We start from the raw sequence: 16,582 nt of genomic DNA, 5'->3' as shown, positions 1-16,582 counted from the left end.
AATCCTCGGCGGGATAAAGGTCAGCGCTGGCGGGGTTGGCGTTTGATGAAGTCGTCGGCGATTTCATCCATGGTCACGAAGCGCACACCGGCATGGCCTTGCATGTGCTCGATAAAGCGTTCGAGCATCAACAGCACCTGTGGGCGACCGGAGACATCGGGGTGGATGGTGATCGGGAACACGGCGTAGTCATGTTCGCGGTAGACCCAGTCGAACTGATCGCGCCACATTTCTTCCAGATGACGCGGGTTGACGAAGCCGTGGCTGTTCGGCGATTTCTTGATGAACATCATCGGTGGCAGGTCGTCGAGGTACCAGTTGGCCGGGATTTCGACCAGGTCGGTTTCTTCGCCGCGCACCAGTGGTTTCATCCAGGTGTCGGGGTGCTGGCTGTAGTCGATCTTGGTCCAGGTATCACCAACTCGCACGTAGTAGGGGCTGAAGTCGTTGTGCATCAGGCTGTGGTCGTACTTGATGCCTTTTTTCAGCAGCAACTCGTTGCTGACGCGGCTGAATTCCCACCAGGGCGCGACGTAACCGGTGGGGCGACGGCCCGTCAGTTCGGTGATCAACGCGATGGACTTGTCGAGGACGATCTCCTCCTGCTCGGCGGTCATGGCGATCGGATTTTCATGGCTGTAGCCATGGATGCCGACTTCGTGGCCCGCCTCGGCGACGGCCTTCATCTGCTCGGGGAAGGTTTCTACCGAGTGGCCGGGGATGAACCAGGTGGTGCGCAGATCGTATTTCTTGAACAGCTTGAGCAGGCGCGGTGCACCGACTTCGCCGGCGAACATGCCGCGGGAGATATCGTCCGGCGAATCTTCGCCGCCGTACGAACCGAGCCAGCCAGCCACCGCGTCGACGTCGACGCCGATCGATACCAGAATTTCTTTAGCCATGCTTGCATCCTCGTCCCGGCGTATTGCTGGCAAACGCCTGGGCCGGGTCCCGGGCGTTTGAATTCAGGCGGTCAGGGGTGTTGCTTGAGCAATGTTTCCACGGCCAGCGCGGCGCGCAGTACAGCGATGTCGTTGCCGCTGCACGCGGCGAGCAGCAGGCCGGTGGGCAGCCCATCGCCGTCGACGCCGCTGGGCAGCGTCACCCCTGGCATGTCCAGCAGGCTCCCGGGCATGGTCAGGCGCAACGTGGCCAGATTGGTGCTGGCGAACAGTTCGTCATCGCTTTGCAGCGGCTCGAGCAAGTGGGCGACATGGGCGACGGTAGGGGTGATCAACAAGGCGCCGTCGAGTTCGCTGTGCAACTGCGCCTGCAATAGCCCGCGCTGCTCGTACAGCCGCAATTGGCGACTGGCCGGCATCGAGCGGGCGGCTTCGAGGCGCCGACGCACGCGGGGGTCGAGTCCGGCCGCGTCGGCACTGTCGAGCAGTCGCTCGTGGGAGGCGAACGCCTCTGCGGCACCAAGCCAGCCTTGCTGGGCAATGCAGTCCAGCGCCGATTGCCATGCCCGCAGCGGGCGGCGATCGATGTGCGCGCCAGCGCTGCCCAGGCGTTGCAGGCAGTGCTCCAGGTTGTCGCGCACTGCCGGTTGCACGCGGGGATCGTTCAGCGTGGCTTCGTCGACCCGCAGTCGCAGGCCGCGCAGGTCGGCGGTGTCAAGGTTCATATGGGTGTGGGTGAACAGTTGGTCGAGGGCGATGGCGTCCCGCACGCTGCGCGTGATCGGCCCCAAGGCGTCGAGCGAGCGGGCCAGCCCGAAGACTCCGGCGAAGCCATATCTTTTGCGGCTGCTGCGGTAGCCGACCAAGCCGTTGAAGGCGGCCGGGATGCGAATCGACCCCGCTGTATCCGTGCCCATTGCAATGGGCACGACACCTGCCGCCACGGCAATGGCCGAACCGCTGGACGATCCGCCCGGTGCCCGTGGCGCTGCAGAAAAACGCGGGTTGATCGGCGTCCCGAAATGCGGGTTCAGGCCCAACCCCGAGTAGGCCAGTTCGCTCAGGTTTGTCTTGCCGAGGCTGACCATGCCGGCCTGAGCGAGTCTGCTCACCAGGGCCGCATCTTGCGGCGCGGTCTCCGCATGGCGGCGGATGGCGGCTCCGGCGGTGGTGACCATGCCCTTCATGTCGAACAGGTCTTTCCAGGCGATTGGCACACCATCAAGCGCAGACAAGGGGCCGTGGTCCAGCCAGCGCCAGCGCGCTGCCTCGGCTTCGCGTCGGCCGCGACCTTGAGTCAGCGCGATAAAGGCATGTTCTGCCACTGGCAAGCGCTCCAGCGCGGCTTCAAACGCCTCGACGGGATCGGTTTGGCCGATGGCATAGGCATGAGCCAGGTCGTGACCATCGGCGGTGGCGAAATCGAATGGCATGAAGCGCTCCAAAAAACGTATATCAACAAATGTACATTTGCTGCATAGATACGTTTTATGTAGCAGGCATCGTGCCAAGCGGTTAGCCGGCAGAGATCATGCATTGGCAATCGCGGGACAGAGCGGTTCGTTAAAATATGATGCGCGCTGTTAACAAATGTATATATTTAATAAATAACCATTTGTGCGCAGAAAAGTAACACGCTTGCTACTTCTGGCCCCACTTTGGTGCTGAGGGTCGACGCTCCGTCGTCCCGCAGGTGTGAGAGAATTTCCCCACTACAGTAGGGATGGCAGCCGATGCTGGTCGAAGAAGACGCCGTAACTGACGAAAACCGCAGTGCCCCTCGCTACGAACTGATCCGCAGTGCTTTGCGTGACGCGATAATCCAGGGCCTCGCCGAGCCTGGGCTGGTGCTAGTGGAAGGGCCGTTGGCGCAGCTGTTCGCGACCAGTCGCGTACCGGTGCGCCAAGCGTTGACCCTGCTGCATGAAGAGGGGCTGATCAGTCGTTTCGAAGGCCGCGGCTACCTGATCAATCCCGAGGGGCTGGACCTGCCTGCCCAGCGCTTGCCCTTGACTCGGCAGTTGCTGGGTCTGGAAACCCATGAAGAGCTGATCGACCTGCGCCCACTGGGCGAGCGGGTGTATGACGACATCGCCGCGTGTGTATCAACGGTGATGGTGTTCGGGCATTACCGCCTGGATGAACAGCGGGCCGCCGAATATCTGGGGGTGAGCCGCAGCGTGGTGCGCGAAGCCCTGTTGCGTCTGCGTGACCGCGGCCTGGTCGAAAAGGAACCCTATGCCCAGTGGCTGGCGGGGCCGTTGACGGCGCGCGAAATCAGCGATGACTATGAACTGCGCGCCTTGCTCGAACCGCAGGCCTTGCAGCAGACGGCTGCCCAGCTGTCGCATCCGCAATTGCAGGCCATGCTCGAGCGCATCGCGCAGTTGCAGGGGGATGCAGCCAACGCGACGCGTGAGGCGGTCGATCAACTGGAGCGGGATCTGCACCAGCATTGCCTGGGCGGCCTGCGCAACCGCAAGATGGCCGTGCTGATTCAGCAATGTCAGAGCCCGATGAACGTCAGCCGCATCTTTCATGATGCATTGGGAATGGGCGTTGACGAGGCCACATTGATTGAGCACCGGCTGGTCATCGAAGCCTTGCTGCATGGCAATGTCGACTCGGCGGCGCTCAGTCTGCGTGATCATTTGTTGCGCGCCCGGGATCGAACGCTGCAACGTCTCAAGGTATTGTCGGTACTGCCCGAGCCTGACCTGCCGCCTTATCTGACGCGTCTGAGTTGAGCGCCAGTCGTGTAGTCGTCGACCCTTAGCCCGACGAACTTCAAATTGCACCCGCATTCCCTGGCGCTGGTCGCGCAATGCCGACGGATCAAAGCTGGCTGAAGCGACTGATGATGCCTTGGCGAACGCTGTCGATGTGCGCCGCAGCGGCGCTTTGCGCGGTGTTCGCATCGCCAGAGCGCAGCGCCGCGATGATCGCCAGATGCTCCTGATAACCGACCTTCAATGCTTGCACGATCGCCAGATGCTCATGATGAGCACTTTCAAAACGTTCCGGCGCGACACTCAGGTTGAACATGCGGGTTTTCAAGCGCAGCGTTTCAATGTACTGGGTCAGCAGCAGGTTGCCGCTGTAATGGGAGATCATCTGGTGCAGCTTGCTGTCCACGATCCAGTCTTCCTCGGCGTCGGGCACTTCGGCGGCAAGCAGACGCCGCACGCTGGCTTCCAGCTCGTCGAGCTCGGCGGCGGGCACGCGACCTGCGGCCAAGCGCGCGGCTTCGGCCTCCAGCGTACGGCGCACGTGCAGCGTTTCGATCAATTCGCGGATTGAAAACTGCCGGACCACCAAGGTGCGCCCCGCGGTTCGACTGATCATGCCTTCATTTTCCAGCCGAGTGAGGGCATCGCGCACCGGGGTACGGGAGATATTCAGCAACTCGGCGAGCCTGCGCTCCTGCAGCACGGTATTGGCGGGCAGCTCGCGGCTGATGAGCATCTGCAGCATGGCGTCATACGCCTTGGCGCTGAGATTCTGTTCCCGCTCACCGAGGAAGTCGGCCGTGGATTTGATCGGTTCCATGAGTCACTTCACACAATGGCTATCGGAAAAAGTGGATCGGCGGCCGATCAGTGCGAGCGGCCGCCAATTAACGTGCGGATTTTACGCTGTGTCGCTCATCGCGCGATAGCACGCGGCCCCACTTGAGCGGTGATGGCTGCCCACTCAACGCGCTTAGCTCAAACGCGTCTGACGGCGCTCCATCCAGGACGCCATCTGCGTCAGCAGCGTGGTCAGGACCAGGTAGATCAGCGCCGTGGCAATGAAAAACTGGAACGGGCGGAAGGTCGTGGAAATAATGGTCTGTGCATACATCGTCAGGTCGACCACGGTGATGGTGGACAGTAGCGACGTATTCTTCAGCGCGGAAATGGCCTCGTTGGTCAGCGGCGGCAGGATGATCCGGAACACCTGAGGCAGGACGATGCGCACCATGGTTTCCGGATGACTCATGCCCAGCGCTTGCGACGACTCGAATTGGCCCTGGGGAATCGCCAGCAATCCAGAGCGAATGATTTCTGCCACGTAGGCACCGCTATTCAGGCCCAGCGCGATCACGCCAGCCATGAACGGTGAAGGGTTGAGCCCCAGTTGCGGCAGCCCGAAGTAGATGATGAACACCTGAATCAATGCCGGCGTGCCGCGGATGAACCACACATAGAAGCTGGCGATTGCCCGCAGCCCGCCGAATTTGGAACGTTTGCCCAGCACCGCCAGCAAGCCGAACACCCAGCTCAGGACGATGGTCGCCAAGGTAATCAGCAGGACCAGCCAGGCGGCTTCCATGAAGCCGGCGCCGTAAAGAACAATGTCGCTGTACAACTGATTCATCGCGGTTGCTCCAGGGCTGACGGAGTGATGTCTTCACGCAGGATGCGCTTGAGAAACTGGCGCAGGCGCTCGTTCTTCGGATTGCGCAGCACTTCTTCAGGGGGGCCGTCCTCGGCGATGCAGCCTTGATCGAAATACAGCACGCGGCTGGCGACATCGCGGGCGAAGGCAATTTCGTGGGTTACCAGCAGCATGGTCATGCCTTCGCCAGCCAGAGCGGCAATCAACGCCAGCACTTCGCCGACCAGTTCAGGGTCGAGCGCCGAGGTGGCTTCGTCGAACAACATCACCTTGGGCTTCATCGCCAGCGCACGGGCAATCGCGACGCGCTGCTGCTGGCCACCGGACAACTTGCCGGGATATTGGTGGCACTTGTCGAACAGCCCGACTTTGGTCAGCAGCGCTTCGCCTTCCTCGATGGCCTGCGCTCTGGGGATTTTCAGCACGCGCATCGGCGCTTCGATGACGTTTTGCAGCACGGTCTTGTGCGGCCACAGGTTATAGCTCTGGAAGACCATGCCTATCTGGGCACGCAAGGCGCGTAATTGATCGGGGGTTGGCTGGGCTCGGGCCCCGTCGCGAAAATCGAACGAGAAATCCTCAAACTCCATGAACCCTTCCTGGGGCATTTCCATGACGTTCAGGCAGCGTAGAAAGGTGCTTTTACCGGACCCGCTGGCGCCGATGATCGAAACCACTTCACCCGGGTAGACATCCAAAGCGACGTTCTTGAGCACATGCAGATCGCCGTAGCTTTTGCTCAGTTCCTTGATGCGCAGCATCGGTTTGACGGCTTGGTTCATGGGGTCATTCCTGAGCGCTAAGAGTTTGGATGACCCAGGCGATGTCGCTGGGCTGACGTTCGGCGCCGTTGATCGGCGTGATGTCCTGCGGGCAGGCCGAGAGCACCACCAGCACGTCCATTTCAGCGAGCAGGGTGACGCTGTCGCCGGGCCTTGAACGTGGCGGCACGCGCTGCACGCTGCCGTCATCGGCCACTGGAATGTTCATGAACAGGTTCAGCGACGCGGGCGTGTAACTGCAGGCGACTCCCCGCTCGGCGAGTGCCTCGTGAAAGTTGTCGGTGCAGCTGCGGTGATAGTCGGTGCAGCCCAACTCTTGGTAAATAGCGCTATTGCACGGGCACAGCAGGGTGTCGTGGCGACCGGGCGAAGTGTCTTCGATCAGCGTGAGCATGGGCCGGCGCAGGTTGCTGACCAGTGTCATGCCTGTTTCAAAGAATATATTGCTGTTGATCGAGCGGGTATGTTCCAAGGCACCGCACTCGCTAGAGTCCAGAAGGTTGACGGCCCAGGTGTCGACCACCTGACTGCCATGCAGGTTGGTGATCCGGATGGCCTCTCCCTTGTACAGCTCGATGGCGGTCCCTCGTGTCGCCTTGAGGATCTGCTGTGAATCATCGTCGGGCGTTAAGCGGGGCATGGCGTCCTCTCTGGCGGGAACGAATCGCAGAAGGCGTTCAGTTCTGGTAGATTCTCGGTATACCGGTGGAATGCAAGGTAAATGCCACCACGCTATTCCCAGCCACATCCCGTGAGGGCGCCATGAAGCAGTGTCTGATGCCGCAACCTATTCACCCCAGTGGCATCGAGATATTGCGTATTGCGGGCCTGGAGCCCTTGATTGGTGAGCAGGCCTGCGCACACGCCGATCCAGAGCAGGTCGTGGCGGGCATTTTTCGCAGCGATCGGTTCGGCCGCCCGGAGATGGCGCGCTTCAGGCATCTGCGCGTCATCGGAGTGCACGGCTCAGGATTCGACAATATCGACCTGACGGCCGCACGGGACTTCAACATTGCGGTGTTCAACACCCCCGGACGCAACGCCCGCTCTGTAGCCGAACACGCGCTGACCCTGATGCTTGCGCTGAGCAAACAGTTGCTGCAAAGCGATCAGGCCGCGCGGGCCGGGGACATGGCATTCAGGTTCCGGGCGCAGTTGCGCGAGTTGCACGGGCAGACACTGGGGCTGGTCGGTTTTGGCGCAATCGGCAGGGCAACCGGGTCGCTGGCGCTGGCGTTGGGTATGCGGGTTCAGGTGTTGGCGCGCAGCGCCACGTGCGAACAATTGGCGGCTTTGGGCATGGGGCGGGTCGAGAGCCTGAAGGGGCTGCTCAACAGCAGCGATATCGTTTCACTGCACGTGCCCAGCGTGCCGCAAACCAACCACCTTATCGGCGCCCAGCAGTTGCGGGAAATGAAGCCGACCGCGTTGTTGATCAACACCGGCCGTGCGCCGCTGATCGATGAGGCTGCCTTGATCGAGGCGTTGCAGTCGGGCGTCATCGCCGGCGCAGGGCTGGATGTCTATGCCTTCGACAGCATGGCGGCCGACTATCCGCTGTTGCACCTGCCCAATGTTCTGCTGACCCCCCATACCGGCGCTTCCACCGAGCAATCACTGATCCGCATGGCCAGCGCAGTGACCCAAGGCGTGTTGCATGTATTGGCCGGCGGGGAGCCGCAGGATCGTCTGGCCTAGCGTGGTACGCGGCGCCGGGTCATTGGCCAATCACCGTGGCCATGGGTGCAATTCTCACGCCGGCCGCTTCCAGCAGGGAGCGTAAATGCTGCGCCATGCGGGTCGCACCGGGGGTGTCGCCATGCACGCAGACGGTGTCGATGCGTACCGGCATCCGCGTGCCGTCAACGGTGGTGATAGATTGCTCTTCAATCATGCGCAGCACGCGGGCGGCGGCTATTTCGCTGTCGTGGATCACCGCCCCCGGCGCGTTGCGCGACACCAGATTGCCATTGGCGGCGTAAGCGCGGTCGGCGTAGATTTCCCGCGCCATGCGCAGGCCCAGCTGCTCGCCCGCACGCTCGGTTTCAAGGCCGGGCATCACCACGAAGATCAACGCTGGGTCCACCGCCTTGATGGCCCGCGCCACGGCCAGCGCCAGCTCAGGGTCTTCATTGGCCATGTTGCCCAGCGCACCGTGGGCCTTGACGTGTTGCAAGGGCAGTCCCGCAGCGGCCGCGAGCGCTTTGAGCGCGCCGATCTGGTAGATGATCTGGCGTTCGATCTGTGCCGGGCTGTCACCGCGTATCTGCCGACGACCGAAGCCGTGCAGGTCGAAAAAGCTGGGATGGGCACCCACCGCCACTCCCTTGTGACGGGCCATGGCAGCGGTGTCGAACATGATGTCCGGATCACCTGCGTGGAAGCCGCACGCGATGTTGGCGGAGCTGACGAGGTCGAGCATTGCGCTGTCGTCGCCCATTTTCCAAGCGCCAAAGCCTTCACCCATGTCGCAGTTCAAGTCGATCAGCATGCGTTCACCTGTGGGACGATCAGCGTCATCGTGGTCAAGTCGAACCCGCTGGATATGCCGGGCCCAGTGGCTGAAAAATCCAGCATTCGCGCTGGCTTTAGTCATGGCATATTGACAGAATACTTCTGGTATTCCAAAAGCATTCCAACGTATCACGGGGAGCCTCGCAGTGAACACCGAAGAGCCGGAATCGTCTGTGCGCATTGCACCCATCGCTGATCATGCGCTGTACATCGACTTCGGTGAAGTGATCGATGCAGCGGTCAACCAGCGCGTCACGGCATTGGCAAAGCATGTTGCCGCAGCCTGTATAGACGGGGTCACAGGCTTGATTCCCACCTACCGGGCCCTGACCGTGGCGTATGACTGCAGGCGGATTCGCCAGGCACGGCTGCGTGGGCGCATCGAGGAACTGTTGGCCGAGCCCGACGCCGGCGCCGATCCGGTGCGCAGTTGGCAGGTTCCGGTGGCTTACGGGGGCGACCACGGTATTGATCTGCACTGGCTATGCGACCTGCACCACCTCGATCCTCAAGACCTCATACGCCTGCACAGCGCGGTGACGTATCGCGTCTACATGATCGGCTTCATGCCAGGCTTCGCTTATCTGGGTGGGCTCGACGAGCGCCTGCACACCTCGCGCCGCGAATCTGCACGACTTAACGTCCCGGCAGGCTCGGTCAGCATCGGCGGCATGCAAACGGCTGTCGCCTCAGTCGAAGCCCCCAGCGGCTGGCATCTGATCGGGCGAACGCCGGCGCGCAGTTTCGAGCCATCGCGCGAGCAGCCTTTTCTGTTCGGCGCGGGCGATGAGATTCGGTTTTTCGCCATCGGCGTGGATGAGTTCGACGATCTCTGCGCTCAACCTGATTACCTCCCGCACTGGACGTGGCGCACATGAGCACGCTGCACGTATTGAACCCTGGGCTGCTGACGACCTTGCAGGATCATGGCCGCAGCGGTTATGAGGACCGCGGAGTACCACCTTCAGGTGCGCTGGATGAATTGAGCTTTGCCATTGCCAATGCCCTGGTCGGCAACCAGTCGGGCACCGGGGCGCTGGAGTTCACGTTGCTGGGTGGGCAATTTCAGGTCGGACAGGGGGGTTGTGTCATCGCGGTCACGGGGGACATGCAGGTATTCATCGATGATCAGCCCGTCGCCTCCTATCAGTGCCACGTGCTGCAGTCCCACGCAGTGCTCAAGGTAGGCCGCGCGCTCAGCGGCGCGCGAGGGTATCTGGCGGTTGCCGGCGGGTTTGCCGCCGAGCCGGTACTGGGCAGCGTCTCGACCTTGTTGCGCGGTGCGCTGGGTGGTTTTGCCGGTCGCGCGCTGGTCAAAGGTGACGACCTGCCGTTGGCTGCGCCCTCGCAATATCTGCCAGTGGCCGCCCGTGCACCTGGGCAGCGCCTGTGGCCGCAACGCGAACGCCTGCCGCTGCGCGTGGTATTGGGGCCGCAGCAGGCATATTTCAGCCCCGAGCAAATCAGCCGCTTCCTCAGCGAATCCTTTCAGGTCTCGGGCCAGAGCGATCGCATGGGCTACCGCCTGACCGGGCCAGGGATCACTCACCTCAAGGGGTTCAATATCGTCTCGGATGCCATCAGTACCGGCAGCGTCCAGATCCCCGGCAGTGGCCACCCGATCATCGCCATGCATGACCGACAAACCACCGGTGGCTATCCTAAAATCGCCACGGTGATTCGTGCGGATCTCGCGCGGTTGGGGCAATTCAAGCCCGGGGATTGGCTCAGCTTCAGCGAAGTGTCGGTCGAAGACGCCGAAGACCTGTGGTGTGAGCGACAAGCACTGCTCGGCGCTTATCTGGACGAGCTGTCGCTGCGCTATGGACGTCGGCGTTGATGCCCGGTTGCCCGAGGGACCCGTACCCCCTCGGGCGACAATGGTTTATTTGAAGATCGAACGGATGGGCTCTTTCGGTGCCGGGTTGTAGCCGACCAGGTCCAGCGTCAGCTTGTCGTAGGTGCCATCGGCATTCATGTCGGCCAGGCCCTTGTTGACCGCTTTGACCAGGTTGTCCTTGCCGAGCTTGAAGGCGAAACCCTTCTGGATATGACTGACGTAATCGTCGGTCATGACGATGGGCAGGTGCACGGTTTTCATCAGGTACGCGGCGCTTATGGAGTCGGTGATGACCGCATCGGTATTGTGGTTGACGAGGTCCTGGATCGCGTCGGACTCAGCCTTGTAGTTTTTCAGCAAGGCGCCTTTTTCTTCGGCGATGGCGCTGAAGGTGGTGGACACCTGGACTCCGACATTTTTACCCTTCAGGTCGGCCGCTGACTTGATCGGCGAGTTCACCGGCGTGACGACGCGTCCACCCGATTCCAGCCAGCCGTCGGAGAACAGGATTTGCTGCTGCCGGGCCGGCGTTATGTCCATCGCCGCGCTGATCACGTCGTACTGATTGGCCGCCAGGCCCACCAGCAGTGCATCCCATTTGATCAGCACCGGGGTGTATTCGAGGTTCAAGCGGCGGGCGACTTCCTTCATGACCCGGATCTCGAGGCCATCGAGCTGACCGTTGGCACTGCGCATGCTGAACGGCGCAAACGTGCCTTCGGTAGCGACCAGCAGCTTGCCTGGGTGTATCAGCTCCAGCGGTTCATCGGCACTTGCCCAAGTGCCGAACGTCAGCACCGACATTGCCGCCAAGATCTGCACGATATTTCTGACTTTCATGGTCACGCTCTCTATGCGGGTTGATGTTGATCGCAGGTAGCAGGCACGGGCAGGCCGGAGTTTCAGTCCATCAAATCGATCAGGCGTATGTCGCGCCGCGTGCACGTTCGCTCGCCAGCAATGACATGAACTCATTCAGCACGGTGGCCCCCAGCAACGAGGTGATCTGCCCCGGGCCCTCGTACATCGGGCTGATCTCGGTGACATCGCAACCCACCAGGTTGATGCCATGCAGGGCGCGCAACAGTTGCAGGGTTTCACGGGTGGTCGGGCCGCCTGCTTCCGGGGTCTGTACGCCTGGTGCCGAGGCGGGGTCGACGAAATCCATGTCAAAAGTGATGAACGTTGGGCGACCTCCCGTGCGTTCCCTGATGCGCTCGGCAAGCGCGGCGATGCCCATTTCGAACATCTGGTCGGTGGTCACCACGTCGTAGCCCAGGTCGATCGACTGAGTGATGTCGGTGGTCCGAAACAACGAGCCGCGCAGGCCCACTTGAATCGAGTGCGCCGGGTCGACCAGGTTCTCGTCCACGGCCCGGCGAAAAGGCGTTCCGGCGCTGTACAGTTTGTCGGCGAAGTACTTGTCCCACGTGTCGCTGTGGGAGTCGAATTGCACCAAGGCCACCGGCCCGTGCTTGGCCGCCACGGCGCGCAATTCGCCTAGCGTCACCGAATGATCGCCGCCGATACCGAACGGCACCACGCCAGCGTTGACCAGACCTGCCACCGCTTGCTCGATGCGCGCCAGGCATTCTTCTTCATAGCCGGGCACCACGGCAGCGTCTCCGGCATCGGCAATGTTCAACGTCTCGAAGATATTGATGTTGTCGCGATACGGGCTGATGGGGCGCAGCATCACTGACATTGCCCGCACCGCATTGGGTGCGAACCGCGAGCCCGTACGGAACGCCGCACCGGAATCGGAAGGCAGGCCGATCACCGCGGCATCAAGGCCGTCGAGCGTGGTCGCCATGGGCAGCCGCATGAACGTCGGTACGCCGCAGAACCGCGGCCTCGAGAGGGAATCGGTAGGGAGCACGCTCATTTCATTTATCCAGTGGCTCAACAGGTGGGCGGGGTGGTGACGCAATCAAGCATCGCCACGTGGCATTGGTTCGGGCCTACGCAGGCAGCAGGATGCCTGAGCGCGGGTCGCTGGCGAGTAAGTGCAGCGCCGCAGCCACTTCCTCCAGAGCTGGGCCTTGCAGGTCAAGCAACGGTTGGCGTACCGAGCCGCCTTTGAAACCCCGCAGGTTCATGATCGCCTTGGTGGTTTGTGGTTGCCCGTGCTTGCGTGCCAGTTCGCGCAGCGGGAACCAAATACGATGCAATTCAATGGCCAGCTTGGCGTCGCCGGCCTGCAGCGCCCGGAATGTCGCCAGAATGAGCTCGGGCAATGCGCCGCTGTTGGTCGAGCTGATGCCATCGAAACCAGCCATCATCGGCCCGCTGAAGACCAGGTCCGATGCGCAGAACAACCGCACTTTGCCGCCCAGGGTATTGGCAATACGGTCGATGACGGTCGGGGTCAGGTCACCTTGCTTCAAACCCACCACGCCATCGATGGCAGCCAACTGCTCGATCACGGGGACAGAGAGGGTGATACCGATGCCGGGAGCGTTGTAGATCAGGATCCCGGTCTTCGACAGCGGCGCCATCTGTTTGAAGAAGCTGACGATCTGGGCGTCGGTGATCTCGGAAACGAAAGGCGGCGTGACCATCGGCAGGCCACCCAGGTCGCCAGCCAGCTGGGTAAGTTCGCGCACCACGCGGCTGTCCGAGCCTGCTGTACAGAGCATCACCGGCACCCGATCGCCAACGATCGCCATGACCTTGCGAAACATCTCGGCGCGCTCTTCACAGGTCATGACGGCGAATTCGCCGTAGGTCCCGCCAATCAACAAGCCGTCGTAACCCAGCGCGATGACACGCTCGATGTTCTCGGCCATGGCCGGGTAGTCGAAATCTCCCGCAGCGTTGAAGGGGGTCACGGTGATGTTGAAGATTCCGTGAAGGCGTTCGCGGCATTCTTGAAGGTTGTGCATGATTTTCCCGTGGGCTGTGGGTCGAAGTGATTCGATATTGTATTATTTGTATTCATATGTACAATAATTTTTCGTCTGTCGCGGATGCGCTTTTTCCCATAGGCAGGCGGCAGCGGTGTAGGTCCTTGATAGGATGTGCGCACTTTATTTTCGAGGTTTCCTTTCCATGGCTTCGTTACCGGGTCAGAACAGCCGACGGCTGGCTAACCAGATTCTCGATTTCGTCCGCAAGGCGAAATTCGAGCCGGGGCACCACCTGCGTGAACAACCAATCGCCGATCTGCTGGGCGTGTCCCGCACGCCGATCCGCAATGCCCTCACGTTGCTGGTAGAGGAAGGAATCGTCGAAGCCCGACGCAACCAGGGCTTCTTCCTGCTCAAAGCGTTCGATGCCCTGCAACGGGTGGAACTGAGTGTCTCGTCGAGCCTGGAGGATTCACTGTATGAACGCCTGGTGAATGATCGTCTGAGTGGCGAGATCGCCAATTCCGTGACCCAGACCGAAATCGCCAAGCGCTATGACGTCGACCGGGTCACGCTGATGACCACGTTGAAGCGGCTGGCCGAAGATGGGCTGCTGATGCGCAACAAGGGGCACGGCTGGAGTTTCCTGCCGACGCTGGATAACGACAAGGCGCTGCGCAGTGGCTACCAGTTTCGCCTGATGGTCGAGCCGGCCAACTTCCTTGAACCTCAGTTCACGCCCAATCCCGCCGCGCTCGAGCGCTCGCGGCTACAGCATCTGTATCTGGCCAGCCATGCTGATTCTGCGGCCGTCAGCAACGCGCTGTTATTCGAAACCGATGCGCAATTCCACGAGATGTTCGCCGAGTTCGGTGGCAACACCTTCGTGATTCAGGCCATCCAGCAACAGAATCGCCTGCGCAAGCTGCTGGAGTTTGCCGGCTACGCGAACCGCCGGCGGGTCCGTGCCTGGTGCACGGAGCATCTGGCGATCATCGACGCCGTTGCCAATGGGCAGTACGCCGAGGCCAGCGCGTTGATGCGCAAACACTTGACTCACGCCGACGATGCCGCGCAGCCGGGCAACAAATCGGCGCGCAGACCGGCGACCAAACCCCGCCCGCCGCGCAAGATCGCGACGGTGCCCATTCCCGGCTAGCTTCGCGAGGAGCGCCCCATTCGAGAGAGGTCTTCATGGATTTTGGTTTGCAAGGTAAACGCGCATTGGTGCTGGGTTCCAGTCGTGGCCTGGGGCTGGCGATTGCCCAGTCACTGGCGGCCGAAGGGGCCGCAGTCACGTTATGCGGCCGTAACCGTGAAGCGCTCACGGACGCGGTCGTAAAGATCACCGCAAGCGGTGCAAACGCCGATTATCTGGTGCTTGATCTGGCCGATCCTCTCCAGCGCCGCGCCGCGCTCGAAGCGCAACTGGCCGACGGGCGCGGCTACGACATCCTCATCAATAACAGCGGTGGGCCTGCGCCGGGTGCGGTCAGTGCTGTCGAGCCTGCGCAGTGGCAGGGCGCTTTCGAGAGCATGGTCAGCGCGCTGTTCGACATCACCGCCATGGTGCTTCCAGGCATGCGCGAGCGCGGCTGGGGCAGGGTGATCAATCTGGTGTCTTCTGGCGTTGTGCAACCCATCCCCAATCTCGGTATTTCCAATACCTTGCGCGCCGCCATTATCGGCTGGGCCAAGACCTTGGCGGGAGAGGTCGCGGCAGATGGCGTTACCGTCAACTCGGTTATCCCCGGGCGTATTGCCACGGATCGCGTCGGCGAGCTCGACGAAGCAGCGGCCAGGCGCACCGGCACCACCGCGCAAGCGGTCGCCGAAGCCTCGCGCAAGACCATTCCGGTTGGCCGTTATGGCGATCCCGCCGAATTCGCCGACGCGGTGGCCTTTCTGGCCAGTGCCCGCGCAGGCTATATCACCGGGACCCATCTACGCGTCGATGGCGGCTTGATTCGCAGCATCTGAACACTCCCAACAGGCAGATCAGTTCAGCGTCGTGGCGCCGACACGGTGCCTGACGCGGGCGGGCGGATCTGCCCCTTCCATGCCCTGACCGAGAGAAAATTCCATGTCCACAGCCCTTTTGGCACAGCGCATGCGCCGTGTCCGGCCATCGCCCACCGCAGAAATCTCCGACAAGGTCCGCGCGTTGACGGTCGCGGGGCATTCGGTGATCAACCTGGGTGAGGGCGAGCTGGATTTCCCTACTCCAGCGCACATCGCCCAGGCCGGTATCGTGGCGATCAATGCGGGTGAAACCAAGTACACCGCGGTGCCCGGCAGCGCGCGCCTCAAGCAAGCGATCATCGACAAGTTCAGCCGCGAGAATGGCCTGAGCTTCAGCGCCGGCGAGGTGATCGCCGGCGCCGGCGCCAAGCAATTGATCTTCAATGCGCTGATGGCGACGGTGAATCCCGGCGATGAGGTCATCATCGCGGCGCCGTATTGGGTGTCATACCCCGACATGGTCGCGCTGGCTGAAGGCGAAACGCGAGTGGTCCAGTGTCATGAGGGCGACGGCTGGAAACTCCAGCCCGAGGCGCTTGAAGCGGCGATCACCGAACGTACGCGCTGGGTGCTGCTTAATTCGCCCAGCAACCCGACCGGTGCGGTGTACAGCGAAACCGAGATGAAAGCGCTGACGGACGTGCTGTTGCGTCACGAACAGGTGCTGATACTGGCCGACGACATCTACGAGCACACCCGTTACGGCAAGGCGTTCTGCACCCCGGCCCAGGTCGAGCCGCGTTTGCTGCACCGTACGTTGACGGTCAACGGCCTGTCCAAGGCCTTCTCCATGACCGGTTGGCGGATCGGTTACGCAGGCGGGCCGAAATGGCTGGTGGACGCGCTGCAGGTGCTGCAATCGCAAAGCACCTCGAACCCCAGTTCGATTTCCCAAGCGGCAGCAATCGTTGCCCTGGATGGCGGCACCGGTTTTATCGACGACTGGATCGAGCGGCTGGCGTACCGCCGGGATCGTGTGCTTGCGAGTATCGAGCGCATCGTCGGGCTGAGCTGCCAGCTGCCGGAAGGGGCGTTTTACCTGTTCGTCAATTGCCAGGGCATGGTCGGCAAGCAGACAGCGGACGGCAGGATGATTGCCGATGATTTCGATTTTGCCAGCTATCTGCTCGATGTCGCGAAGGTTGGTACCGTGCATGGCTCGGCGTTCGGAACGCCGGGTTATCTGCGCATTGCCTATGCGGTCGATGATCGCGTGCTTGATGAAGCGTGCCAGCGAATCGAAATAGCCTGCGCGCAGTTGCGCTAGGCGAGGCGCGGGTACGATCGCTCGTA

Annotated in this window: 17 protein-coding genes; 7 read left to right on the top strand and 10 right to left on the bottom strand. The window is 61.8% G+C overall.

Going from position 1 to position 16,582, the window contains the following annotated elements; all coding sequences use genetic code 11:
• Positions 1-20 precede the first annotated feature (20 nt).
• Together REH34_RS04430 and REH34_RS04425 are read right to left on the bottom strand one after the other, a co-directional pair.
• Positions 21-902 carry a polysaccharide deacetylase gene (locus REH34_RS04430; protein ID WP_226507426.1) on the bottom strand — a complete coding sequence of 294 codons (882 nt, stop codon included), beginning with the start codon at positions 900-902 and terminating at the stop codon, positions 21-23.
• A 71-nt stretch (positions 903-973) separates the two neighbouring features.
• Positions 974-2,335 carry an amidase gene (locus tag REH34_RS04425; RefSeq protein WP_311970922.1) on the bottom strand — a complete coding sequence of 454 codons (1,362 nt, stop codon included), beginning with the start codon at positions 2,333-2,335 and terminating at the stop codon, positions 974-976.
• 300 nt (positions 2,336-2,635) lie between these two features.
• On the opposite strand from REH34_RS04425, the gene REH34_RS04420 reads away from it, so the two are divergent.
• Positions 2,636-3,649, top strand: a complete 1,014-nt coding sequence (locus tag REH34_RS04420; RefSeq protein ID WP_226507428.1) for a GntR family transcriptional regulator — start codon at positions 2,636-2,638, stop codon at positions 3,647-3,649.
• Between the two features lie 88 nt (positions 3,650-3,737).
• Here the strand turns inward: REH34_RS04420 and REH34_RS04415 are convergent, their stop codons facing one another.
• From REH34_RS04415 to REH34_RS04400, 4 genes are all read right to left on the bottom strand, one after another.
• Positions 3,738-4,451: a GntR family transcriptional regulator gene (locus REH34_RS04415; protein WP_311970921.1), complete on the bottom strand. Its 714-nt coding sequence runs from the start codon at positions 4,449-4,451 to the stop codon at positions 3,738-3,740.
• Positions 4,452-4,604: 153 nt separating this feature from the next.
• The gene (locus REH34_RS04410; protein WP_226507430.1) at positions 4,605-5,261 is read right to left on the bottom strand and encodes an amino acid ABC transporter permease; all 657 of its coding nucleotides are present in this window, start codon (positions 5,259-5,261) and stop codon (positions 4,605-4,607) included.
• Positions 5,258-6,064 (bottom strand): amino acid ABC transporter ATP-binding protein, encoded by an 807-nt coding sequence (locus REH34_RS04405; RefSeq protein ID WP_311970920.1) that lies wholly within the window; start codon positions 6,062-6,064, stop codon positions 5,258-5,260. Before REH34_RS04405 ends, REH34_RS04410 begins: the two co-directional genes overlap by 4 nt.
• A gap of 4 nt (positions 6,065-6,068) precedes the next feature.
• Positions 6,069-6,704, bottom strand: a complete 636-nt coding sequence (locus tag REH34_RS04400) for an urea carboxylase-associated family protein (RefSeq protein ID WP_311970919.1) — start codon at positions 6,702-6,704, stop codon at positions 6,069-6,071.
• Positions 6,705-6,841: 137 nt separating this feature from the next.
• Between REH34_RS04400 and REH34_RS04395 the strand changes: the two genes are divergently transcribed.
• Positions 6,842-7,762 carry an NAD(P)-dependent oxidoreductase gene (locus REH34_RS04395; RefSeq protein ID WP_311970918.1) on the top strand — a complete coding sequence of 307 codons (921 nt, stop codon included), beginning with the start codon at positions 6,842-6,844 and terminating at the stop codon, positions 7,760-7,762.
• 19 nt (positions 7,763-7,781) lie between these two features.
• Here REH34_RS04395 and REH34_RS04390 read toward each other — a convergent pair whose 3' ends face one another.
• Positions 7,782-8,555 (bottom strand): 5-oxoprolinase subunit PxpA, encoded by a 774-nt coding sequence (locus tag REH34_RS04390; RefSeq protein WP_311970917.1) that lies wholly within the window; start codon positions 8,553-8,555, stop codon positions 7,782-7,784.
• 169 nt (positions 8,556-8,724) lie between these two features.
• On the opposite strand from REH34_RS04390, the gene pxpB reads away from it, so the two are divergent.
• Complete coding sequence (gene pxpB, locus REH34_RS04385) at positions 8,725-9,456, top strand: 5-oxoprolinase subunit PxpB (RefSeq protein WP_311970915.1); 732 nt, start codon at positions 8,725-8,727, stop codon at positions 9,454-9,456.
• Entirely contained in the window at positions 9,453-10,418 is a 966-nt protein-coding gene (locus REH34_RS04380) for a biotin-dependent carboxyltransferase family protein (RefSeq protein ID WP_226507435.1), read from the top strand. The genes pxpB and REH34_RS04380 overlap by 4 nt, the downstream gene beginning before the upstream one ends.
• Positions 10,419-10,463: 45 nt before the next feature.
• Here the strand turns inward: REH34_RS04380 and REH34_RS04375 are convergent, their stop codons facing one another.
• From REH34_RS04375 to REH34_RS04365, 3 genes are all read right to left on the bottom strand, one after another.
• Positions 10,464-11,258, bottom strand: coding sequence for a transporter substrate-binding domain-containing protein (locus REH34_RS04375; protein WP_311970914.1), 795 nt, complete (start codon positions 11,256-11,258; stop codon positions 10,464-10,466).
• Between the two features lie 79 nt (positions 11,259-11,337).
• Positions 11,338-12,303 (bottom strand): agmatinase, encoded by a 966-nt coding sequence (speB, locus tag REH34_RS04370; RefSeq protein ID WP_311970913.1) that lies wholly within the window; start codon positions 12,301-12,303, stop codon positions 11,338-11,340.
• A gap of 76 nt (positions 12,304-12,379) precedes the next feature.
• Positions 12,380-13,303, bottom strand: coding sequence for a dihydrodipicolinate synthase family protein (locus tag REH34_RS04365; RefSeq protein WP_226507438.1), 924 nt, complete (start codon positions 13,301-13,303; stop codon positions 12,380-12,382).
• A 166-nt stretch (positions 13,304-13,469) separates the two neighbouring features.
• Here REH34_RS04365 and REH34_RS04360 point away from each other — a divergent pair, with 166 nt between their 5' ends.
• From REH34_RS04360 to REH34_RS04350, 3 genes are all read left to right on the top strand, one after another.
• On the top strand, positions 13,470-14,426 hold the full coding sequence (locus tag REH34_RS04360) for a GntR family transcriptional regulator (protein WP_311970912.1): 957 nt from the start codon (positions 13,470-13,472) through the stop codon (positions 14,424-14,426).
• A gap of 35 nt (positions 14,427-14,461) precedes the next feature.
• Entirely contained in the window at positions 14,462-15,247 is a 786-nt protein-coding gene (locus REH34_RS04355; RefSeq protein WP_226507440.1) for an SDR family oxidoreductase, read from the top strand.
• 103 nt (positions 15,248-15,350) lie between these two features.
• Entirely contained in the window at positions 15,351-16,556 is a 1,206-nt protein-coding gene (locus REH34_RS04350) for a pyridoxal phosphate-dependent aminotransferase (protein WP_311970911.1), read from the top strand.
• The last annotated feature ends 26 nt before the right edge of the window (positions 16,557-16,582 follow it).

This window comes from Pseudomonas baltica (assembly GCF_031880315.1).
Classification (GTDB): Bacteria; Pseudomonadota; Gammaproteobacteria; order Pseudomonadales; family Pseudomonadaceae; genus Aquipseudomonas.
The sequence above is the reverse complement of the archived record's forward strand: the minus strand, read 5'-3'. Positions and strand labels throughout refer to the sequence as shown.